17 protein-coding genes, 1 tRNA gene and 1 pseudogene are annotated in these 23,045 nt (G+C 60.1%); 8 read left to right on the forward strand and 11 right to left on the reverse strand.

Translation table 11 applies throughout. The annotated features are described in order from the left end of the window. Positions 1-345: 345 nt before the first annotated feature. The gene (locus HWE04_RS00365; protein WP_241811180.1) at positions 346-1,095 is read left to right on the forward strand and encodes a DUF5610 domain-containing protein; all 750 of its coding nucleotides are present in this window, start codon (positions 346-348) and stop codon (positions 1,093-1,095) included. Between the two features lie 125 nt (positions 1,096-1,220). Here the strand turns inward: HWE04_RS00365 and HWE04_RS00370 are convergent, their stop codons facing one another. Beyond that, positions 1,221-3,572 carry a Tex family protein gene (locus tag HWE04_RS00370; protein ID WP_241811181.1) on the reverse strand — a complete coding sequence of 784 codons (2,352 nt, stop codon included), beginning with the start codon at positions 3,570-3,572 and terminating at the stop codon, positions 1,221-1,223. A 223-nt stretch (positions 3,573-3,795) separates the two neighbouring features. On the opposite strand from HWE04_RS00370, the gene pth reads away from it, so the two are divergent. Continuing rightward, positions 3,796-4,374 (forward strand): aminoacyl-tRNA hydrolase, encoded by a 579-nt coding sequence (pth, locus tag HWE04_RS00375; RefSeq protein ID WP_006461482.1) that lies wholly within the window; start codon positions 3,796-3,798, stop codon positions 4,372-4,374. A gap of 69 nt (positions 4,375-4,443) precedes the next feature. On the opposite strand, the gene HWE04_RS00380 is transcribed toward pth, so the two are convergent. Together HWE04_RS00380 and HWE04_RS00385 are read right to left on the reverse strand one after the other, a co-directional pair. After that, positions 4,444-5,211: a DsbC family protein gene (locus HWE04_RS00380; protein WP_102663702.1), complete on the reverse strand. Its 768-nt coding sequence runs from the start codon at positions 5,209-5,211 to the stop codon at positions 4,444-4,446. Positions 5,212-5,393: 182 nt separating this feature from the next. Then, positions 5,394-6,626 carry a UbiH/UbiF family hydroxylase gene (locus tag HWE04_RS00385; RefSeq protein ID WP_241811182.1) on the reverse strand — a complete coding sequence of 411 codons (1,233 nt, stop codon included), beginning with the start codon at positions 6,624-6,626 and terminating at the stop codon, positions 5,394-5,396. An 85-nt stretch (positions 6,627-6,711) separates the two neighbouring features. Here HWE04_RS00385 and HWE04_RS00390 point away from each other — a divergent pair. After that, positions 6,712-6,787: transfer RNA gene (locus tag HWE04_RS00390), tRNA-Phe, on the forward strand. A 339-nt stretch (positions 6,788-7,126) separates the two neighbouring features. Here HWE04_RS00390 and HWE04_RS00395 read toward each other — a convergent pair. From HWE04_RS00395 to HWE04_RS00415, 5 genes are all read right to left on the reverse strand, one after another. Next, complete coding sequence (locus HWE04_RS00395) at positions 7,127-8,029, reverse strand: DUF4435 domain-containing protein (RefSeq protein ID WP_241811183.1); 903 nt, start codon at positions 8,027-8,029, stop codon at positions 7,127-7,129. Beyond that, positions 8,029-9,372 carry an AAA family ATPase gene (locus tag HWE04_RS00400; RefSeq protein ID WP_241811184.1) on the reverse strand — a complete coding sequence of 448 codons (1,344 nt, stop codon included), beginning with the start codon at positions 9,370-9,372 and terminating at the stop codon, positions 8,029-8,031. The genes HWE04_RS00395 and HWE04_RS00400 overlap by 1 nt, the downstream gene beginning before the upstream one ends. Positions 9,373-9,602: 230 nt before the next feature. Then, positions 9,603-10,418: a phage protease gene (locus HWE04_RS00405; protein ID WP_241811185.1), complete on the reverse strand. Its 816-nt coding sequence runs from the start codon at positions 10,416-10,418 to the stop codon at positions 9,603-9,605. Positions 10,419-10,582: 164 nt separating this feature from the next. Continuing rightward, on the reverse strand, positions 10,583-11,434 hold the full coding sequence (locus HWE04_RS00410) for an OmpA/MotB family protein (protein WP_241811186.1): 852 nt from the start codon (positions 11,432-11,434) through the stop codon (positions 10,583-10,585). A 12-nt stretch (positions 11,435-11,446) separates the two neighbouring features. Further along, the gene (locus HWE04_RS00415) at positions 11,447-12,142 is read right to left on the reverse strand and encodes a hypothetical protein (protein WP_241811187.1); all 696 of its coding nucleotides are present in this window, start codon (positions 12,140-12,142) and stop codon (positions 11,447-11,449) included. 250 nt (positions 12,143-12,392) lie between these two features. Here HWE04_RS00415 and HWE04_RS00420 point away from each other — a divergent pair, with 250 nt between their 5' ends. Next, entirely contained in the window at positions 12,393-15,719 is a 3,327-nt protein-coding gene (locus HWE04_RS00420; RefSeq protein ID WP_241811188.1) for an autotransporter outer membrane beta-barrel domain-containing protein, read from the forward strand. 72 nt (positions 15,720-15,791) lie between these two features. Further along, a complete protein-coding gene (locus tag HWE04_RS00425; RefSeq protein ID WP_241811189.1) occupies positions 15,792-16,694 on the forward strand; it encodes an alpha/beta hydrolase in 903 nt (300 codons plus the stop codon). A 106-nt stretch (positions 16,695-16,800) separates the two neighbouring features. Here the strand turns inward: HWE04_RS00425 and mqo are convergent. Further along, positions 16,801-18,449: pseudogene (gene mqo / locus HWE04_RS00430) on the reverse strand (malate dehydrogenase (quinone)). 511 nt (positions 18,450-18,960) lie between these two features. Between mqo and cheD the strand changes: the two are divergent. From cheD to HWE04_RS00445, 3 genes are all read left to right on the forward strand, one after another. After that, positions 18,961-19,572: a chemoreceptor glutamine deamidase CheD gene (cheD, locus tag HWE04_RS00435; RefSeq protein WP_102663692.1), complete on the forward strand. Its 612-nt coding sequence runs from the start codon at positions 18,961-18,963 to the stop codon at positions 19,570-19,572. Between the two features lie 180 nt (positions 19,573-19,752). Then, the gene (locus tag HWE04_RS00440) at positions 19,753-20,052 is read left to right on the forward strand and encodes a type II toxin-antitoxin system RelE/ParE family toxin (protein WP_006461468.1); all 300 of its coding nucleotides are present in this window, start codon (positions 19,753-19,755) and stop codon (positions 20,050-20,052) included. A 27-nt stretch (positions 20,053-20,079) separates the two neighbouring features. Further along, complete coding sequence (locus HWE04_RS00445; RefSeq protein ID WP_241811190.1) at positions 20,080-20,568, forward strand: addiction module antidote protein; 489 nt, start codon at positions 20,080-20,082, stop codon at positions 20,566-20,568. 90 nt (positions 20,569-20,658) lie between these two features. On the opposite strand, the gene otnI is transcribed toward HWE04_RS00445, so the two are convergent. Continuing rightward, positions 20,659-21,462 carry a 2-oxo-tetronate isomerase gene (otnI, locus tag HWE04_RS00450; RefSeq protein WP_077236125.1) on the reverse strand — a complete coding sequence of 268 codons (804 nt, stop codon included), beginning with the start codon at positions 21,460-21,462 and terminating at the stop codon, positions 20,659-20,661. Between the two features lie 127 nt (positions 21,463-21,589). Further along, the gene (locus tag HWE04_RS00455) at positions 21,590-22,903 is read right to left on the reverse strand and encodes an MFS transporter (protein WP_182993146.1); all 1,314 of its coding nucleotides are present in this window, start codon (positions 22,901-22,903) and stop codon (positions 21,590-21,592) included. Positions 22,904-23,045: the final 142 nt, after the last annotated feature.

Here is a 23,045-nt window from a genome sequence, read left to right on the forward strand (position 1 = left end):
TCATTGCATCGCTGCAAATGAAATCCGCCTGCCACCACGGATCGGACATTTCGTTACATTTTTTCTGAAAAATTTTTTAGGGTGAGAGCCACCGTATCGACCCGCATCGGCTCGCCGCAAAGCCTTTACCGAAAAGGCTTTGCGTCAGATCGAACAAATCCACCGCAGTAAGTGCTGCCACCCGGACGAGGAAACTGACACCTGTTAATTTTTGTCAATATCAAGTCCGTCACGACCGGGCCGTTATGCAGGAATGGAGTGGTTCGTCATCCGACGCACCATCATTTCCAGTGGATCCGTCTTCCCCCTTGATGCCCGGATCCCCTTTTTCTACAGGAGACCGTCATGGCCATCGGCAACACCACCGGCCTGGACAGCAAATCCCTGCTGCCCAGCACCACTTCCTCCAACTCCGCCAACGCCACCAACGGCGACAGCACCGCTTTGTCTGGCAGTGCGTCCGGCACCAGCAATGACAAGATCGCCGAAGCCAGAAAGGCGAACCTCTTGACCGAAGCAGGCGCCAAGGCACAGTTCAACCTGTCCATCGTCCAGTCCTCGCTGGAGGTGTCACTGCAGAGCGGCAACGATCCTTTGTCGCTGGTCTACAAGACCGCCATCGAAAACATCAACGACATCCTGCGCCCGCAGCTGGGCGACAACGCCGTGCAGAACGCGGCATCCCAGGACAACTCGCCGGAGGGCACGGCCGGACGCATCGTCTCCTTCATCACCAACATGTTCGAGCTCTACAAGCAGAACAATCCCGACAAGGAAGACGCCGCCAACATCGACGACTACATGAACCTGATCTTCAAGGGCGTCGACCAGGGCTTCAAGGAAGCACGCGGCATCCTGGAAAGCCTGAGCGTCCTGCAGGGCGACATCGCCAGCAACATCGACAAGACCTATGACCTCGTGCAGAAGTCGCTGAATGACTTCATCAACAAGGTCAAGGGTGGCAAGCAGGATGGTGGCGATAGTGAAGGCAGCACTGACAACGGTGATGGCCAGGGCGGCACCGTGGTTGCCAGCGAGACCACCGTCAGTATCTCGGTATCGGTGAGCCAGACGCGGATCAGCACCACCGCATAGGATTGACGCCCGTCGATCCGGGCCGCTACGCGAACGAAAAAGAGGCTGTCCCCGCAAGGGAACAGCCTCTTTTCATTGCATCACATCAACGTCGCCGCAATGCCATTGCAGCGACGTGCATCAGTTCAACCGCGCAGTTTCGCAAACGCCGCCGCCATGGCATTGTTGCTCGGTGCCTGCTCGCGACCACGCTGGTTCTGGTGCTGCGACAGACGACGCGCATCGTTGCGGTCACCACGTTGCTCGTTGCGTGCACCCGGGGCCGGGGCGGTGTCGTTCAGGCGCATGGTCAGGGCGATGCGCTTGCGCTTCTCGTCCACTTCCAGCACCTTGACCTTGACCACCTGGCCGGCCTTGACCACGGTGTGCGGGTCCTTGACGTAGGTGTTGGACAGCGCCGAGATGTGCACCAGACCATCCTGGTGCACACCGATGTCGACGAAGGCGCCGAAGGCCGCCACGTTGGTGACCACGCCCTCCAGGATCATGTCCGGACGCAGGTCCTTGATCTCTTCCACGCCTTCCTTGAAGGTGGCAGTGGTGAATTCCGGACGCGGGTCGCGGCCGGGCTTGTCCAGTTCCTTGAGGATGTCGGTGACGGTGGGCACGCCGAACTTCTCGTCGGCATATTTGGCCGGGGTCAGGCCCTTCAACAGCGAGGTCTGGCCCAGCACGCTCTTCACATCCTTCTTGATGTCGGCCAGGATCTTTTCCACCAGCGGATAGGATTCCGGGTGGACCGCCGACGCATCCAGCGGGTTCTGGCCATTCATCACACGCAGGAAGCCGGCCGCCTGTTCAAAGGTCTTGTCACCCAGGCGCGGCACTTCGCGCAAGGCAGCACGCGAGCTGAACATCCCCTTCATATCCCGATACGACACAATGCTCTGTGCCACGCTGGCATTCAGACCCGACACGCGTGCCAGCAGCGGAGCGGAAGCGGTGTTCACATCCACGCCAACGGCGTTCACGCAATCCTCCACGACGGCATCCAGCGAGCGTGCCAGCTGCGACTGGCTCACGTCGTGCTGGTACTGACCCACGCCAATGGACTTGGGATCGATCTTGACCAGCTCGGCCAGCGGGTCCTGCAGACGACGTGCAATCGAGACTGCGCCACGCAGCGACACATCCAGATCCGGCAATTCCTTGGAAGCGAATTCCGAGGCGGAATACACCGACGCACCCGCTTCGGACACCACGATCTTGGTCAGCTTCAGTTCGGGACGCAGCTTGATCAGATCCTGTGCCAGCTTGTCGGTTTCACGCGAGGCGGTACCGTTACCGATCGAGATCAGCGAGACATTGTGCTTCTCGGCCAGTTGCGACAGGGTGTGCAGCGAACCGTGCCAGTCGTTGCGCGGCTGGTGCGGATAGATGGTATCGGTGGCGACCACCTTGCCGGTAGCATCGACGATGGCGACCTTGACGCCGGTGCGCAGCCCCGGGTCCAGGCCCATGGTGGCACGCGGGCCGGCAGGCGCGGCCAGCAGCAGGTCCTTCAGGTTGCGGGCGAAGACGTTGATGGCCTCGGCCTCGGCCTTCTCGCGCAGGTTGGTCATGAGCTCCGTTTCCAGGTGCATGAAGACCTTCACGCGCCAGGCCCAGCGCACGGTATCGGACAACCACTTGTCAGCGGCACGGCCCTTGTTGGAGACGCCGAAGCGCGAGGCGATACGACCTTCGCAAGGATTATGAGGCGCATCCCACTTCGGCTTTTCTTCTTCGCTGTCCAGACGCAGAACAACGTTGAGCATCTCCTCGCGGCGACCACGGAACAGCGCCAGCGCACGGTGCGAAGGGATGGTGGAATAGGTCTCGGAGTAATCGAAGTAGTCGGCGAATTTTTCGCCAGCGTCCTGCTTGCCATCGATCACCTTGGATTCGACCACGCCGTGTTCGGTGATGTACTCACGCAGGCTCTGCAGCAGCTCGGCGTCTTCCGAGAAACGCTCCATGAGGATCTGGCGCGCGCCATCGAGCGCGGCCTTGGTATCGGGCACGCCCGGATTGTCACCGTTGTCGGTGGTGAAGGCGGCCTTGATGTATTTGGCGGCTTCCTCTTCCGGGTTCAGGCCCGGGTCGTTCAGCAGCGCATCGGCCAGCTCGGTCAGGCCGGCTTCGGCGGCGATCTGGGCCTTGGTGCGACGCTTGGGCTTGTAGGGCAGGTAGAGATCTTCCAGGCGGGTCTTGTCTTCCGCGTGGGTGATGGCGTCCAGCAGCACCGGCGTCATCTTGCCCTGCTCTTCGATGGACGCGATGATCGCGGCGCGGCGGCTTTCCAGCTCGCGCAGGTAACGCAGGCGCTCTTCCAGCAGGCGCAGCTGGATGTCGTCCAGGCCGCCGGTGACTTCCTTGCGGTAGCGGGCGATGAAGGGGACGGTGGCACCTTCGTCCAGCAAGGCGATGGCGGCAGCGACCTGAACCGGCTTGGCGGCGAGTTCAAGGGCGAGTCGTTGTTCGATAGAAGGCAGCATGGTGAAACCCAGTCAACAGTTAAGCAATTAAGCAGTTATGCGGTGAAGAAAAACAAGCGTTGGATGATACGCAATTCAGCCACCCGCGCCAATCTTGACATTGCCTGATTGCACGGGAAGGCAGGCGGCGCGGGCGCATCCGGGCCGCGCGGGATTGGACGGCGGCGGCCAAAGCCGGGATAATCGGCGCTTCCGCCTCGTGCAGCCCCTCATTTCTTGCAACATGTCCATCCGTCTCATCGTCGGTCTCGGCAACCCCGGCCCGGAATACGAACAAACCCGCCACAATGCCGGCTTCTGGCTGGTCGACAACCTCGCCGGTCCGGTGCGCCTGAGCCGCGAGCAGCGCTTCAACGCCCTGGCTGGCAAGACCAGCATCGCCGGCAATGAGGTGTGGTTGCTGGAACCGCAGACCTACATGAACCGCTCCGGCCAGTCGGTCGGCGCGCTGGCGCGCTTCTACAAGATCAATCCGGACGAAGTGCTGGTGGTGCATGACGAACTGGACTTGCCACCGGGCGCGGCCAAGATCAAGAAAGGCGGTTCTTCCGGCGGCCACAATGGCTTGAAGGACATCACCGCCGCACTGGGCACCCAGGACTACTGGCGCCTGCGCCTGGGCATCGGTCATCCGCGCACGCTGGGACTGCAACAGCCGGTCGCCGACTTCGTACTGCACCGGCCGCGCAAGGAAGAACAGGCGCTCATCAACGACGCCCTGGACAAGAGCCTCAACGTCATCCCCCTGCTGGTGCAGGGCAAGTTCGAGGCCGCCATGATGGAACTGCATACGGGGAAATGAGCCTGATGCGCTGAACCACAACGCAACAGGAGCGCCCCAACCTGCGAGGCGCTCCCGTGCGTCCTGGACTTATTTCAGCGAAGACAGTTTCTGTTCCAGACCCTTGGCATCGACCGCGCCAGGAATGCGCGAACCGTCGGTGAAGAAGATGGTCGGCGTGCCGGTCACCTTGAGCTTCTTGCCCAGTGCAAGTACATCCTCATGCGGCGCATTGCAGGAGGCCGCCGCTGCGGGTGCTTCCTTGCCGTTGACCATCCACTCGTTCCAGGCCTTGCTCGGATTGGGCGCGCACCAGATGTTGCGCGACTTCACGATGGAATCCGGCGAGAGGATGTTGTACTGGAAGGTGTAGTAGGTGATGTTGTCCACTTCCTGCAGGGTCTTGTGCAGGCGCTTGCAGTAGATGCAGTTGGGATCTTCGAAGATGGCGATCACGCGCTTGCCATTGCCCTTGACGGTCTTGATCGCCTTGTCCAGCGGCAGGCCCGAGAACGGCACCTGGTTCAGCGAATCGATCTTTTCCTTGGTGTAATCGCGGTAGCTCTGCGCATCCACCACGCGGCCGATGAACAGGTACTGGGCCTTGGCATCGGTGTAGATCACGTCGCCATCGATCTGGATTTCATAGAGGCCGGAATACGGCGTCTTGGTCACCGCATCGACCTTGGCATCCTTGCCCAGGCGCGGCTCGATGAGCTTCTTGATGGTGGCCTCGGTGCTGTCAGCCGCCTCGGCCTGCGCATGGGCGCTCACGCCGACGACGGTGGAAACCAGCAGCAATGCGGCCATGCTCAGATGGCGCAATGGGCGCGCACCGGCGGTCAGAAATTTTTTCATACTCGTCCTGATTCAAATCAAACGCACACCCAATCCTTGACGCATCGGCCGCAAAGCCTTGCAAAGACTGGGGTTGCAGATGTCTCTCAAAAAAATCGCGGGGAAGTTTTTCCGGCAACGGCAGGCGCAAATAGCCCTGCTGGCTCGCCAAAGGCCACTACCTTACCTGAAATCGCCGCGCTTCACTGTCCCAACGCGTGGGCAATCAGCCGGCGCTTGAGCAGCGGCAGACGGTTCACCAGGCTCATGCCGATATTGCGCACCAGCCGCACCGGCTCGGCCTCGGTGGAGAAGAGCCGATGCAGACCATCGGTGGCGATCTGCATCAGCAATACTTCTTCCTTGCGGGCGCGGGCATAGCGACGCAGCACACGATCATCGCCGCAATCGTACTGGGGCTCGCGCTTGAGCAGGATATCGATCAGCGCGGCCACATCGCCAAAGCCCAGGTTCATGCCATGCCCGGCCATCGGATGGACCACATGGGCGGCATCGCCGATCAGCGCCACACGCGGCGCGATCATCGCATGCGGCTTGATCAGGCGCAGCGGGAAAGCCTTGGCCACTTCCGGCTGCAGCGGCGTGAGCGTCCCCAGCACCGGCGCGGCCCACTGCGCCAGACGCTCGGCCAGCGCCGACAACGGCAGGCGCAGCAGCTGCTCGGCCAGCGCCTGCGGCGCGGACCACACCAGCGAGACGCGGTTACCCGGCAGCGGCAGCAACGCGATCACGCCCTCGGTCGGACTGAACCATTGATAGGCCACGCCGCGATGCGGCAGCTCGCAGGTGAAATTGGTGACGATGGCGTTCTGGCCATAGGAGCGGTAATCCAGCCCGATATCACACTGTCCGCGCACCCAGGAATTGGCGCCATCGGCCCCCACCACCAGCGAAGCGGACAGGGCCTGGCCGGATTCCAGCGTCAGCGTGGCAGTCTCGCCGCCGACCGCCAGCGCCGTGGCGCGACCCTGCAGCACGCGCACATTGGGCGCGAAGCGCAGGGCGGCGTCCAGCGCCTGGTCGAGATTGCGGTCTTCGACGATCCAGGCCAGGGCATCCGTGCGCGCGGCGTAGGCATCGAAGCTGAGCAGGCCGGGCTGCGCCTTTTCCGGCAGCCCGTCGCCGTGGACGGTCATGTTATCCACCGGCGCGATGCGCGCGGCATCCATGGCATCCCAGACGCGGACCGAGGACAGCAGCCGATGCGCGGTATGGTTCAGCGCATAGACCCGCACGTCCCAGCTGGCCGGGTCGGGTGCGGCGGGCTTGGGTGGCGGTGCCAGCAGGGTCACCTTGAAGCCGGCCTGCGCCAGCCCCAGCGCCGCCGTCTTGCCGACCGCGCCGTCGCCGACGATGCAGATATCAGTGCCAGCCGCGGCCGGCGAGGAAGATGGGGAATGTGAATTGGTATTCATGCCGGCGATTATAAACGGGGTGGCGGAAACTATTTTTCAAAAAGGACTTGCATATTTCTTCAAAGCCGCTATACTTGTCCGTCTTGGCCTGGTAGCTCAGTTGGTAGAGCAGAGGATTGAAAATCCTTGTGTCGGTGGTTCGATTCCGCCCCGGGCCACCAAGATTTCAGCTGTACCAGAATTGGCAGCCACACTTTCCGGTGTCGCTGCCTTTTTTGTTTCTTACGCAGCCGCCATAAAGGCGGGCATTGCACCGCGTTCAACCCCCGCATCATTTGCACCAACATCTTGCCTCCTGACGACTATCCAATAAGCCGCGAGGATACAAAACCCAGCAAATCAGTCCACGGAATTCTTCGAAGAACCATTTTTTGGGGGAGAGCGGGGGGAGGACTGCAATCAATCGAATGCCGGTTCAATCTCGGTTAAAAACGTGGCGTTGCGCGCAAAGTAAAAGATCAAAAGGCACTTCTAGTGCGGTCGACGGACAAAGCCTAACTTCACCGCGCTTCAAAAATGACTTTTTCCTCAATGTTCTGCCATTGATTTATTCGAGCAAACAACTGAGTACCCGAAAATTTAATCCAGTCGAATTGGGATATAAGTAGGTCCTCGACACAAGCGGAGTCCTGAAGTAGTTTGCTTTTGCTCCCAATTCCCTGCTTTGAAATCAGATGCAAAACATACGCAAAGTCGTGTCCATTGCAGATCTCATTGTTCGGATGTTCTTCCATTGAAATTTCCCGAAGTTTCTCTAAAACTACAGCCCGGGATGCTACTACCGAACCTCTGTTTTTCGAATATTCTATGACGGTATTTACCATGCTTTCATCTCCGTTATAGCCCCAGCTTTTACTATTCACGAACCTGTCGATCCTAAGTGCATTACCTTCTGGCCGTTCTGGCTTGAAAGCAAGACCCAATCCAAATCTCTTATTTGCCAGTCTTAAATTACCTAAGGGCCTGATAAGGGAAAAGATCATATCGACCACCTTCTTATTATGCTTTTCTTCGAAAACAGCAACCTTCGCTTCGTCAGTTACCATTAAGAAAAAATTATTGATAACTCCTGTGGCCACCATCATGATTTCTGAATCATGCCCGTCTGTGACGAAAATGGGATCAGTAAACTCCGCTGTGTATTTTGGATTTCCTTTTATTCTCAGAAAGTCTGCGTCGCGAATTCCTATTTTTCTAACAAAGTTTCGTTCAGTCAAAATTCTATAAACTTCACGAAGCTTACTTTTTCCAAAAGTCGCTTTGACCTTCGCCGAAACATCGGAAGTGAAGCGACGATATATTCGGACATCTTTTTTTCCTTCGACCAAGACATAATATCCCTCGTAAGTTGTATCTTGACAGATCGCATTTGCAATGCGGGCCGGTGTGATTTCTTCCTCCATTACTCGACTCCGAGCAACTTAACGCGTAGTTCCCAATTTTCGTCAATAATGTCTGGCGAATGGGTTGCGATAACTACTGAAACATCGTTTATCGAAGTAACAGCCTTGAGGTCACCAATAAACTTATTTTGCCAAGATATGTGGAGTGATAGCTCGGGCTCATCTATCAAAATCATGTCACCTGGCGACGATTTGAAAATAAGTTCATAGAAAAGGATAAGCTCGTTTTGCTCGCCCGATGAGAGCTTTTTCGGCGAAATGGTTTCTAATTGTCCTGCGCCGTCGCGCTTAATTTTTGATTTAAATAAGAAACCGTCTTTTTTGTTCACCTCTAGAGTTTTGTGTTTAAAGCGCGAATTGACAATGTCCAGGAAAAGCTGAATTTGCCCCGAAATATCGTCGTAAGGCGCGAGTTTCTTATGACTGTCCTCAATATAGAGCTTCAACGCGCCGACCAATTCAAGCTGACCGCCGCTGATTTGCAATAGATCTGAATCTTGAGTGGACTCAATTAAACCTAGCGAAGACAAACGCTTGCGCTGAGCATCTAGCTTCGATAGTGAATCATTAAGTTCCTCAAATGGCTCATTTGTATTTGATCTAAGTTTTTTAACCAATCTATTTGGGTAAGTGCTATCAAGCTCAGTTGAAATCGCAGATGCCGTTTTATCTATACTGTAGATTCGCTCCGTGAGCTCCTTTGAGGACTTCAATACAGTATTTATATATGAGTCGCCGCCACGCTCCTTTGCTGTTATCAGACGTTGAGTCTCAATCAGCTTAACCTTAACCAACGCAAGTGCCTCAACAAACCATTTAGGCAAGTTAATGTCAGCTGAATCTAAAAGAAATTCTCGCCGCATCATTTCTTGAGCGTAATGCTCTCGTTCAAATTCTCTCCAACGAGAATCTCCGGTCTGACCCCGCTCCATCATTTCGGCTTCGAAACGAAGCATTTGATGTCGTCTTATAGCTTCCATCTCGCGGGAGCTCCTGCTTCTTCTGGAGTTTTCATTCGAGCTCATTTCCGCGATTTTGATGGGCTTAGATTTAGAATCCTTCGTGGAAAAGATTCTGTTTAGCATGAGGAAAAGTCCTTGCTCTTGCTTTGTTTTGGTTATCTCCCACACCTCGTGATTTTCAAAAGTAAAAATTATCTTTTGAAATTCTAAATCTCTGAAAAATCCGAAATTTCGGCCGAAGAAGGCATTTATCGCTTCTAGAATGACTGTTTTTCCTAAGCCGTTTTCACCGATGACTATTGTTATTCCTCCATCATTTAACGGTATGTTGTGATCAAAAATTCCAAATAGCTTAATTACTGATATTTTTTTTAGAATCACGATATCTCTCGATTGAAGTAGAGCGGTTATATACGGTCAAAAAGACAAGCCGCTAATCGGTGGCACGCTTCATTTTTTGGAAATTTTGGATCCCAAGACAACGTAGCTTAACTGAAAAGTTCCAAAGAATATTGACACGCGTTTCAGGCCGGTCATGGCTTCGGCGAAATTTGTGCATATTATCTTTGCGTCCCCTCATTCAAATTTCTGCACACTGTCTCCTTGCCTCGCTACATAGTGGCACGCGCCCGCCGAAGGTCTGCTATTGCCGCTTGTAAGACTTGCCAACAGATCCTTGCCGTATGGTGATCAGGATTAAAACCAGATGCGGCCTGCTGACGAGGATGGATGAAATTTCGGAAGTCCTTCAATGAGTGGCTATATTTTTTCACGTCCAGGGATATCACCCTCACCTCATACGCCACGTTAATCAAACTCTCTAAAGTCCATTCATAAAGCGGCCGAACTTGCCCATTTAATTTCGGAGCAGCAGATGCTTGATTAAAATGGCTTGGCTTCTTGCTTGCAACGTCTAACAGCAATCCTTCTAGCGTGCTCCCGCATAAAAGAATTGCGGCTAAAGACACTCCTGCTTTCATTGCTTGCTGTATCTCGGTAATCCGTTGTTCTAATACCGCAAGCAAAGCGGAATCCACATTAAGTCCGTTTAGACTTTCGAGCGGAAAACTCTGCCCAAGAAACTCACTCTCCGTTGATTCTTTCTCGACGTTACTTTTGGGTTCCAGACGCTTCAATATGTCGAAAGCCTTTACCCTCAATGAACTATCTACGGTTCCAATAGCTTCGGCGTATTGCAAAAGGGCACTTAAGACTTGGGAAACAACAGCATCTTCCTCAATTTCCCAAAAGGCTCTTAACCGTTTCATCTTGGACGACCCGTTGATCTGGTACCGTTGATGATTGATGTCAATCCTGTGTTCGCGAAAGAACTCCGCATATCTTGGCTCGTTGAAATCCAAGACATATCCACCGCGATCAAAAAGCTTTTCGAAGATCACTTTTTCAGAGCTTTTCAGTGACGACATAGCAGGCCTTTACGTTGTCCGTAGAGATGGAAGCATCTTGAATTGTGTCTCGCCCCTTAAGTTCATGGTTCGGCTCATTGATTGCGTGTGAGGGGACACAAGGCAAAAAATAACACCGATATTCGCGGTGCTTATCCTCAAGTTGGCGCGTCGCTTTGGGCTGATTACTTCGAGCCCCCATTCACAAACCTCACCTCCACCCGCCGATTCCGCTCATCACTGGCAGCCAGCCCTGGTAAAGGCTGCGAATCCCCATACCCCGCCACGATCACCCTGCGCGCGGCTTCCGGTGCGCTGCGCCCGATCAGCAGCAATCGCGCTTCGCGCGCACGGGCGGCGGAGAGGGTGATGTTGTCGTCATAGACGGTGCAGTAGGCGCGGACGTCCGTCACCGGTGCCTTGACCGGCTTGTCATCGGTGTGGCCTTCCACATAGATGCGGCCTGCCGGGTTCTGCTTCAGGTAATCGGCGATGCGTTGCTCTACCTGCGCAAAGGCGGCCCGGGCTTCCGGTTCCACGCAGGCGCTGCCGCGGCGGAAGGCGCCTTCCTTCAGTGTGATCGTGCCCGCCTCGGTATCGATGGCAACCAATCGGGAAGCGCCCTGCTGCGCAAATACGTTCTGCACCTGACGCAATACGCCGGTCACGCCTTGCTCCCGCTGATCCTGTTCCCGCTGTTCCTGCGCCGCCGTGGGCGTGTCGGCACGCGATGCAGCCGGCGTCGTTGTCGGCTGCGCCGACGCTGGTGCCGTCGAGGGTGTGGGCTGGGGTGGGGTCGGTGCTGGCGTAGTTGCCGGCGTAATTGCTGGCGGCGATGCCGGCGTCGGCAATGGTGCCGCAGCCGGCACCGTGGCCGAGGCAGGCGACACGCTCTGCGCCGTACGTTGCTGCGCAAGGGCGGCCTGTGCGGCCTCGGTCCCGCCTGCGCGATGCACGGCCAGCAGCAGCACCAGCACCGCCGCCAGGGCGGCCATCAGGCCGGTGGCGACCACCCATTCGTTGTCTGCCTGTTTCATCGCTGCCTCAGGTCAGGAAGAGCGTGCAGTCTGCCGCTGCAGGGCGTCCATCAACTCGGCATGGCGCAGGTGGGCGCGTTGCGCTTCGGCCTGTTGTGCCGCCAGCAGCGCGTTGCCGCTGTGGGTGATGGCGTCGATCAGGCGCTGCCGGTCTTGCGCCTCCAGTTGTGCGCGGGCGTGTGCCTGTTCGGTATCGAGCCGCCTGAGGGTGCTTACGCTCCAGGCCAGGCGCGCCTGTTCGCGCGCGCTGAGGGTGATGCAGATCTTCAGGATCAGGTAGGCCAGGATGCCCCAGGTGGCCATCCTGAACTTGGCGCCCAGCGCATCGATGACCGCTGCCAGTGCGCCCGGTGCCTGTTGCGGGCCGAGTACCGCAGCCGTATCGCCCAGGGCCAGGCCCAGGCCGATGAAGCTGCCGAGCAGGCCCAGCATCAGCACCATGCCAGGCGCGACCTGCGCCCAGCGTTCCGGCGCGGTCGCGACGGCCTGGCTCAATTGTTCCGGGGTGGTGGGTGCAGGCAGGGCGAGGCGCTCGCCGGTGAGTGCGCCCAGGCGGGCCTCCCATTGCGCCGGGCGGGCGCTGCGCGCCAGCAGTAGCGGCAGCCCGATCACCAGCGCCAGCAATAGCAGCGCCACCACGAGCTGCAGGCCGCCATCGGCCGCGCCATTCCATTGCGGCATCAAAAAATCCAGCACGGATTTATTCATCGCCGGCCCCCGTCTGCATCGTCCATCCCCTCATCCCTTCCCCCTTGTCGCTTGGTCGCTTTAGTCTCATTACCACCTGTAAAGAATGAAGATTAGCAGAAAGACCACACCCAGTGACCAAATGCCGCCTTCAGCAGACTGCTGTAATGAACCGGTCACAAGTCGTCAGCAGAATTTCAGTTCTTTACAATCTGCTATCAACTCTTTGCACATGGCGCGCTCCTCCTTCCCTCTTCGTCTGCTTCCATTGGTGCTTGCCCTGCAGGCGATCTACGCTCCCGCCCACGCGGCCAACTACACGGTCGGCAACGGCACCACCGACACCACGGCCAAGACGCTGACCAAGAACGGCAGCGACACCATCACCGTCGATGCCGGTGGCACGCTGGCCTCGGGCAGCGCGGCCAGCATCAAGACCTCGCAGGACAACGACAACCTCTCCACGGTCACCATCAACAACGCCGGCACGATCAGCCAGACCAGCGGTCTGTCGGCCATCAGCATCAACAACAAGAAGGTCAACCTGATCCTCAACAATGCGCTGGGCGGGGTGATCACGAGTTCGTCGAGCGCGTCCAAGACGCCGACCATCCTGATCGGCAAGGGCAGCGATAGCTTCTCCATCGTCAACCTCGGCACCATCTCGCAGACCGGGCCGACACCGACCAATGCGGACAACGGCAAGAACTACGCGATCAATGCCAACGGTGACTACTCCACGACCGGTAACACCATCGTCAACGGCTCGGCGACCAACAGCAGCGCCACCATCAGTTCGTCGAGCTCGACCGCGATCAAGATGGGCTCCAACATCCTGCTGACCAACTATGGGCGCATCTTCACCACCAGCCCGGTCAACACCTCCTGCCCGGATTACCTCAGCGCCTGCGCCAGCGGTTCGCCACCGAAGGCGGCCGATGGCATCTCCATCGATGACGGCATCAAGAATGCCGTCGTCGTCAACTATGGCAGCATCACCGGCGCGCGCCATGGCATCGATGGTGGCGATCCGGTCGCCGCCACGCCTGACAGCAACCTGGCCAATGCCATCCAGCTCACCCCGCACCTGACCACCACCGGCATCAGCTTCGATGCCACCTATGCCGACGGCAGCACGCGCAGCAATGTCACCATCAGCAACAACGTGGTGATCAACCAGGCCGGCGGCGTCATCACCGGCAATAACGGCTCGGGCGTCGGTTTCGACAGTCACGGCGTGGTCTTCAACTACGGCACCATCGTCGGCAACTATGCCGGCAGCGGGCGCGTGTATGACGTGCTGGGCAACGGTGCCACCACCAGCAATGGCGACGGTGACGGCGTGGACATCGACGGTACCGCCTATATCGAGAACTGGGGCAGCATTCGCGGCACCGGCGCCGGTGGTCTGGATTCTACCGGCCAGCCCAATGGCGCCGATGGCGTGGCCGCTGGCGGCGGCACAGTGATCAACCATGCGGGCGCGGTGATCTATGGCGATGCGCACGGCATCCTGATCGACGACGGCAATGACTGGTCCAAGGACGCCAGCAATCCGCTCATCACCTACAACAACGGCAACACCACCGGGCGCGGCACCAGCAGCGTCAATGGCAGCAAGGCCTACATCGTCAACGACGGCAGCATCATCGGCAACAAGGGCGTGGCCGTCGGCCTGGTGGGCAACTACGACGACACCCTGATCAACAATGCCAGCGGCGTCATCACCGGTGGCGCCCAGGCCACGCTGACCGGCCAGGGTGGCAGCACCACACCGGGCGCGGCGGTGCAGATGGGCGGCGGTAACGACACCCTGATCAACTACGGCCGCATCGAAGGCAAGAACGGCCTGGCCATCGACATGGGCGATGGCGACGACTCGCTGCAGTTGCTGGGTGGCACCGTGATCGGCACCATCAACGGCGGCGCCGGTACCGACACCCTCACCACCGGCGGCAACCAGACCTTCGCGGCGGGTGTGCTGTCGGGCTTCGAGAACTTCGTCGTGCGCGATGGCGTCACGCGTTTCAACTATGACCTGGGCACGGTCAGCAACATGACCGTCAACCAGGGCGCCGTGCTGCAGGTCAACGGCGCCTTCGGCACCAGCGGCAACCTGGCCGTCAATGGCGTGTTCCAGGCGGCCGATGGGACGGCGGTGCGCAGCATCAATGTCGGCGGCAATTTCTCGCTGGGCAGTGGCGCCACCCTGCAGGTCGGCGTGGCCGGTCCGCAGGCTGACCAGATCGTCACCGCCGGCCGCGCCACGCTGGCCAATGGCGCCACCGTGCAGCCGGTGGTCAAGACCTACGTCCCCAACAGCGCCCGCTGGACCATCCTGTCGGCGGCCGGCGGCGTGTCGGCCGATGTGTCGCAACTCCAGGTGGCCAACACTGCCACGCTGAACTACAGCCTGCAGCTCAGTGGCAATGACCTGATCCTCAGCGCGCAGCGCACCAGCAGCGTCAGCGATGTCACCGGCAGTCCGCTGGGCCGTGCTCTGGATGCACTGGGCAACAACAGCAATAACGCGCAGGTGCAATCGCTGCTGGCCTCGCTGGATGCGCTGCCCACTGCAAGCGCCTACCGCAGCGCGGTGCGACAACTGCAGCCCGAGACCAATCGTGCCAGCCAGCAGGCGGCACAGGTGGCCATGGGCAGCGTGTTCTCGGCGGTGTCCGGGCGCATTGATAGCGCCCGCAATGACAGCCAGGTTGCCAGCGCCTCCGGCATGGATGGCAAGCGCGGCAGCGGCATCTCCACCGGTGAAGCGGCCGCCCGCAGCCGTGTCTGGCTGCAAGGCCTGGGTGCCTGGGGCCGGCAGGATGCGCGTGCCGGCGCCGATGGCTACAACATCAACGCCTACGGCATGGCGGCTGGCCTGGAAACCGACCTCTCCGCACGCGAAGTGGCCGGCCTCACGCTGGGCTACACCCGCGCCGGTACCCGTGGCAACGACAATGCCAGCGGCAATGATGTCGATGTCGATGCGGTGAACCTGGGCGGCTACCTCGGCCTGGATATGGGCGGCTGGACCCTGGACGGCTCGCTGATGGTGGGTGGCAATCACTACAGCAGCAAGCGCGCCATCAACTTCCTCGGCCAGAACGTGAACGGCAGCTACAACGGCTGGCAGCTCGGCGCACGGGTCGAAGCCGGCCTGCCCTTTGCCATCAGCCAGACCTGGTCAGGCCGTTGGCTGGCGGGCCTGCGCCTGTCGCACCTGGCCAACCAGGGCTATACCGAGAGCGGCAACGCAGCGCTGGCTCAGAACGTGGGCGCGACCAATGCCAATTCCGTACAGCCGACGCTGGGCGTGGAACTGAACCGCGTCAACGACAACGGCGATCGCCTGCAACTGCGCGCACGCTACCTGCGTGAGCTGGCCGGCAATCCGGACGTCACCGCCAGCTTCGTGGCCGGCGGTCCCAGCTTCACCACCGCCAGCGCCGCGCCCAATCGCGATGCCGTGCAACTGGGGGCGAGCTATCGCTTCAATGCCGCCCAAGGCAGCTACGGCACGCTGGGCTACGATGCCGAAATCCGCGATCGTGCACTGGTGCATCAATTGACGGCACGGGTGGGCTGGCTGTTCTGATCCGGCGTCATTCCGCCAACGGCCCGCGGCGCCAGCTTGCGGGCCGTTTTTACTCGGGTGACAATGCGCGCCATGCGCTTACCCTTCCTACCTCATCTGCCCTATCGGAATCTCCTCGCCGGCCTGGCCATCCTGCTGGCCGGCTGTGCCGGCGATCCCCTGCAACATGCCGATGGACTGGCCTCCGGCGCGGCTTTCCAGCGCGAAGAGATCGACACCGGCCGCTTCGTGCTCACCACCTACGTGAAGGCGCGGCCCGCGCCGACCGTGCTGCGCGTCTATATCGAGGGGGATGGCCGTGCCTGGCTCAGCCGCACCCAGGTCTCGCCCGATCCGACCCCGCATGAAGCGATGGGCCTGCAATTGGCGCTGAGCGATGCCCGCGCCGATACCGCCACCGATACGGCGAACGGTACCGCCCTGCTCTACCTGGCGCGCCCCTGCCAGTTCACGCCGATGGCACGCAACCCCGCCTGTGGCCCGGCCTACTGGACCGGTCTGCGCTATGCGCCGGAGGTGGTCGATGCCATGAACCAGGCCCTGAGCCAGTACGTGGCACGCTTCAAGCCAGCGCGCCTGGAGCTGGTCGGGTATTCCGGCGGCGGTGCCATCGCGGTGCTGCTTGCAGCGCGGCGCCAGGATGTCAGTGCCATCCGCACCATCGCCGGCAACCTGGATCACGTGGCCGTGAACCGCTGGCATCAGGTCTCGCAGATGCCGGGCTCGCTCAATCCCATCGACGTGGCGCAACGGGTGAGGACTATCCCGCAACGTCACTTCAGCGGCGCCGATGATCGCGTCGTTCCCACCGTCATTACCCGCGACTTCCTGGCACAGACCGGGGCCTGCGCTGCCCTGCAGGTGGTGCCGGGCATGGCCCACGAGAGCGACTGGCCGGCCATCTGGCCGGGACTGCTGCGCCAGCCTTTGCCCTGCACTTCGCACACTGCTGCTGCCGGCGGCAAGACACAATAAAAAAGGGTAGCCACGGCTACCCTGGCTACCCTCTTTCGATTTCCTGGTGTGGGGATCAGACGGCCGCATTACGGCTTGCCGATTCCGTCACACCGGGGCTGGCACCTTACAGCGCCATGTCGGCTGCGGCATTGGCCTTGGGCTTTTCCATGCTGCCCTTGGCGCTATCCTTGCCACCGGCCTTGGGGGCGATCACCGGTGGCGGTGCCAGTTGCAGCACCTCGCTGGTATAGGCCCATTCCTTGGCAACCTGGTCGGGATGGTCATTGAGCCTGGTGCCGTAGCTGGGGACGATCTGGCGCACCTTCTGCTGCCATTCGGGCGTGGCCAGCTTGTCCTTGAAGACCTTCTCCAGCACGGTCAGCATGATCGGCGCCGCGGTGGAGGCACCGGGCGATGCACCCAGCAGGCCGGCCATGCTGCCGTCGGCCGAGGCCACGATCTCGGTACCCAGCTTCAGTACGCCACCCTTGCTGTCGTCGCGCTTGATGATCTGCACGCGCTGGCCGGCTTGCCACAGGCGCCAGTCTTCCTTCTTTGCATTGGGGAAGTATTCCTTCAGGGCCGCGAAACGCTGGTCATCGGACTGCATCAACTGGCCGGCCAGGTATTCCACCAGCGGATACTCGTCGATACCGACGCGGGCCATCGGCCAGACGTTGTGGGTGGTGGCGGTGGAGAACAGATCCCACAGCGAGCCTTGCTTCAGGAACTTGGTCGAGAAGGTCGCAAAGGGTCCGAACAGGATCACCCGCTTGCCATCCAGCACGCGGGTATCCAGGTGCGGCACCGACATCGGCGGCGCGCCCACTGAAGCCTTGCCATAGGCCTTGGCAGGTGGCGCTCGGCGATGGCAGGGTTGTCGGTGATCAGGAACGAACCACCGACCGGGAAGCCTGCGTAGTCACGCGCTTCCGGGATGCCGGATTTCTGCAGCAGCTTCAGCGCGCCGCCACCGGCGCCGATGAAGACGAACTTGGCATCGGTCTCGGTGGTGCTGCCATCCTTGAGGTTCTTGTAGCCGATGCGCCAGCTGCCGTCAGCGTTGCGGGTGATGTCGCGCACTTCGCTGGAGAGCTTCAGGGCGAAATTGGGGCGGCTCTGCAGATAGCCGGCGAACTGGCGGGTGATCTCGCCGAAGTTCACGTCGGTACCCAGCGGCGTCCAGGTGGCGGCCATCTTCTGCGCCGGATCGCGACCTTCCATCATCAGCGGTACCCACTTGGCGATCTGCGCGTGGTCTTCCGAATATTGCATGCCGGCAAACAGCGGGCTGGCCTGCAGCGCCTCATAGCGCTTCTTGAGATAGGCCACGTTCTCGTCGCCCCAGATGAAACTCATGTGCGGGGTCGAATTGATGAAGGAGCGCGGGTTCTTCAGCACGCCGTTCTTGACCTGCCAGGACCAGAACTGGCGCGAGATCTGGAAGGCTTCGTTGATCTCGATGGCCTTGGCGATCTGGATCTTGCCGTTCTTGTCTTCGGGCGTGTAGTTCAGTTCGGCCAGGGCCGAGTGGCCGGTGCCGGCATTGTTCCAGCCGTTGGAGCTTTCCTCGGCCACGCCATCCAGGCGCTCGACCATTTCCATGGACCAACCCGGTTCCAGCTCGTTGAGCCAGACCGCCAGGGTGGTGCTCATGATGCCGCCGCCGATCAGCAGCACGTCGACCTTCTTGACGTCGGCCGCCTGCGAGGCTGGTACGGTGACCAGCGCAACTACGAATCCCAGCAAGGCCAGGAAAGATTTTTTCAACATTGTCTAAACCGTTTGTGATGGAGAGAGGGCTGCCTCCCTGCGCCAGGCGCGGGAGTCGGACAACCGGTGCGGGACGCTTCCTGCACACCTGCCGTGGAGGGCAGGCGCGACATGAGGCGCCACGTGCAATACGCGCCACTGCCTGGCGGCGTATCGGCGACCGGGCGTGGCCGCGCGGGGCCACGGCGCACATCGCGGGGCGGGGGTCGCTGCCCGCGGCGTGCCTGCCGGATTCAACTGCCTGTCCGATGCCTGTCTCCGGCATTTGGGGAATGCCTGTACAAATCGTCTCCGTCAGAGCGGACCGGGATCGGGTCATGTCGAGGGAGCGCAGGGTAGCACGGTGCCGATACCGGCGGCGATTGCGGATATCCCTCATTACCGCACCGCCACAAGCCTGTTCTCGCTCAGGAAATCCCCGATACCGGCAGCACGATGGCTGACTGACAATGGGAACAGCAAAAACAGTCACCATCCCTCACAGGGATCACCAGAACAGCCAGGGGCCCGTATGCAGACCGTCATCAACAAGCCGGAGAATTTCGCTTCCTACGTCTATCACGACCGGGCCTTCGACTGCGAAACCGCCAAGATCCTGCCGGGCGAGTACTACTACACCGGCGCCGACATGATGATCGTCACCGTACTGGGTTCCTGCGTATCAGCCTGCCTGCGCGATCGCGTCAGCGGCGTGGGCGGGATGAATCACTTCATGCTGCCCGACGGCGGTGGCGAGGCCGATAGCCCCGTCTCGGCTTCGATGCGCTACGGCACCTATGCCATGGAAGTGTTGATCAACGACGTCCTCAAGGCCGGCGCCCGGCGCGAAAACCTGGAATGCAAGGTATTTGGTGGCGGTGCGGTGTTGCGCGGGATGAATGCAATGAATGTCGGCGAACGCAATGCCGCCTTCGTCAGGAGCTTCCTCTCCGCCGAAAAGATCCGCGTGGTGGCCGAAGACCTCAACGACATCTGGCCGCGCAAGGTCCACTTCTTCCCCCGCAGCGGCAAGGTGCTGGTCAAGAAGATCAAGGACGCCGGCGCCGACCTGGCCAGCCGCGAACGCGAATATGCCTCCAAGCTGCAGGCCAAGCCGGTGGGTGGGGAAATCGATCTGTTCTGAATTTCTGCTCCACCAACACCTCTTCTTCCCCTTCCGTATTGCGTACGACCGGTACGATGCCGGCGTGCGCGCTCGTCATTTCACGATTTTCCGCTTCTGGTAACATGACGCTTCGGCAGCGAAGTATCCATATGGATACAATTGCGCGCGATATCGCGTTCAATGATCAGGCTGCCGTCGATGTACACCATCAAGGAAACAGGAAAGTTCAAGACGTGGCTGGCCGGTCTGAAGGACCTGCGGGCGCGTTCGCGAATCGTGGCCCGCATCGTACGTGCGGGACAGGGTAACCTCGGCGACTGCGAACCTGTGGGCGATGGCGTCAGTGAAATGCGGATAGCGTATGGCCCTGGGTATCGTGTCTATTTCGCCCGCGAAGGAGAGATAACCTATCTCCTTCTATGTGGCGGCAACAAGTCTTCTCAGGCGCGCGACATTCTGGCAGCCAGGGAACTCTGGCGGCAACTCAGGAAGAAGTGATTCGGCCAGGACATCAAGGGAGCCAGCATGACAAGTCGGAAATTCAACAGCGGGGATCTGCAAGTCTCCGTGTTCGATCCGGTGGACTATCTCGACAGCGACCAGGCAATGGTCGCCTATCTCGAGGCCGCCTTCGAAGAGAACGATCCTGCCTTCCTGATGGCCGCACTCAGTGACGTCATCCGCGCCCGCGGCATTGCGGAAGTTGCCAGCAAGGCCGGGCTGGGACGGGAGAGCCTCTACAAGACCCTGAAGCCGGGCGCCGAACCGAGGCTGGGAACGATCCTGCGCCTGCTGGGCGCGCTTGGCATCCGCTTGAGCATCAGCCCCGCGCGGGCAATTCGCAAAGCGAGAAAACCTGCCGCTGCCAAACCTGCGAAGCCTGCGACGAAAGGCAGGCCCATCAGGAAATCGGCGTCGACTCAGTCTTCCGTCGCCAAGCCCCGATCGCGGAAGGCCGATGAAGAAAAAGGTCCCGCCAAGACCGGTGCTGCACGAAGTCAGCCCTCCGCCTGAACCCTCTGACCATCAACAAAAAATGCCGCCCGGCACAACACCGGGCGGCATTCCGTTGCATCGACGCCCAACTTGCGGGCGCCTGGGCACTTACTTCTTCAGCGTCGTCAGTCCCTGTTCGGCCAGGGCCTTCAGCCAGCCCAGGCCAGCCGAGGTAGCGCCGGCCGGGTTGTATTCGCAACCGATCCAGCCCTGGTAACCCAGCGAATCGATCAGTTTCAGCAGGTAGGGATAGTTCAGCTCGCCCACGTCTGGCTCGTGACGTTCCGGCACACCAGCGATCTGGATGTGGCCGATGCCGGGCATGTCGCGCTTGAGCTTCACGGCGACGTCGCCCTCGACGATCTGGCAGTGGTAGCAGTCGAACTGCACCTTCAGATTGGGTGCGCCCACTTCGGCGCAGATGGCTTGCGCATCATCCTGGCGGTTCAGGAAGAAGCCGGGAATGTTGCGGGTGTTGATCGGCTCGATGACCACGGTCAGGCCAGCGGACTCGGCCTGGTGCGCGGCGTAGGACAGGTTGTCCAGGTACACGGCGCGGTGCTGTGCGCGATCCTGATCAGGCTTGATCAGGCCGGCCATCACGTGCAGGGTCTGGTTGCCGATCACGGCGGCGTATTCCAGCGCGGTGTCGATGCTGCGCTTGAATTCATCCTGGCGGCCCGGCAGCGAGGCAATACCGCGCTCGCCGGCAGCCCAGTCACCCGGAGGCGCATTGAACAGCGCCTGGGTCAGGCCGTTGGCCTCCAGGCGCGACTTGATCTCTTGCGGCTGATAGTCGTAGGGGAACAGGAACTCGACGCCGGAGAAGCCATCCTTGGCGGCGGCGGCGAAGCGGTCCAGGAAATCGTGTTCCACGTACATCATGCTCAGGTTGGCGGCAAAACGCAGCATCGGGTTCTCCTTGATAACGAAGGGGGGCCAGTGTAGCGCGAACGCGGATCGCCGCGCAGACACCGACGGTGCAGAAAACGTCAAAGCCCGCAGGCACAGGCATGCGGGCTTCGAACGGGACATCACATTACTTGTTGACCACGCTGGGCTTGGTCATCAGGGTGGCGACCGAACCTACCACCAGCATGATGGCCAGCATGTACATGCCGGTCGCATTGCTCTGGGTCAGGTCCTTGAAGTAACCGATCAGGTAGGGGCTGACGAAACCGGCCAGGTTGCCCACCGAGTTGATGGCGGCGATACCGACGGCAGCAGCAGCACCCGACAGGAAGGACGTCGGCAGCGACCAGAACAACGGTGCGCAGGTCAGCACGCCAGCGGCAGCCAGCGACAGTGCGGCGATCGACACGGCGGTGTTGTCGGCGAACAGGGCGGCGCCCACGAAGCCCACACCACCCATCAGGGCCGGGATCACCAGGTGCCAGCGACGCTCGCGCATGCGGTCGGCGCTACGGCCGATCAGGTTCATGGCGATGATGGCGCAGCCGAAGGGAATGGCCGACAGCAGGCCGATTTCCAGGTTGCCCTTCACGCCGGTGGCCTTGACCAGGGTCGGCATCCACAGCGTCAGGCCATACTGGCCCATCACGAAGGAGAAGTAGATCAGGCACATCAGCCAGACACGCGCATCCTTGACGATGGCGCCGAAGCCGTGCTTGCTCTCCTTGCCCTTGGCGTCGCCGTCGATGTCAGCCTGCAGGGACTTCTTTTCGTCGTCACTGAGCCACTTGGCGCTCTTGACGTCGTTGTCCAGGTACAGGACCGTGGCCACGCCGATCAGCACGGCGGGAATGGCTTCGATCAGGAACATCCACTGCCAGCCTTCCAGGCCACCGTTGTTGTGGAAGGCATCCATGATCCAGCCCGACAGCGGGTTGCCCAGGATACCGGCCACGGGGATGCCGGACATGAACACCGCGATCACCTTGGCACGACGGTGTGAAGGGAACCAGTAGGTCAGGTACAGGATGATGCCGGGATAGAAACCGGCCTCGGCCAGACCCAGCAGGAAGCGCAGGATGTAGAACTGGGTGGCGTTCTGCACGAACATGAAGGCCGCCGAGAGGAGGCCCCAGGTGATCATGATGCGGGCGATCCAGATACGCGCGCCGACCTTGTGCATCAGGATGTTGCTGGGCACTTCGAAGAGGAAGTAGCCGATGAAGAACAGGCCCGCGCCCAGACCGAAGACGGTCTCGGAAAAGCCCAGGTCCTGCGACATCTGCAACTTGGCGAAGCCGACGTTGACGCGATCCAGGTAGGCGATCACGTAGCACAGCATCAGGAAGGGCATGATGCGCCAGAAGACTTTCTTGTACAGACCGTCCTTGGTCTTGTCGTTGACGTCGAGTCCGACGCCGGTGTTGCTTGCGGTGGTCATGGTGTTACATCTCCCTAAGAGTGTCGCGGCTGCAGCTGCGGCCGCTGGTTGCTTGGTGCCCGTGGTCTGACGGGCAATTTATGGATTCAATCGGGGCGCCAGCCTTTCCTTCCGAAAGAGGCTGGCACCCGGCATTGATGGA

The sequence above is a fragment of the Herbaspirillum sp. C7C2 genome (assembly GCF_022627865.1).
Lineage (GTDB): Bacteria > Pseudomonadota > Gammaproteobacteria > Burkholderiales > Burkholderiaceae_D > Herbaspirillum > Herbaspirillum frisingense.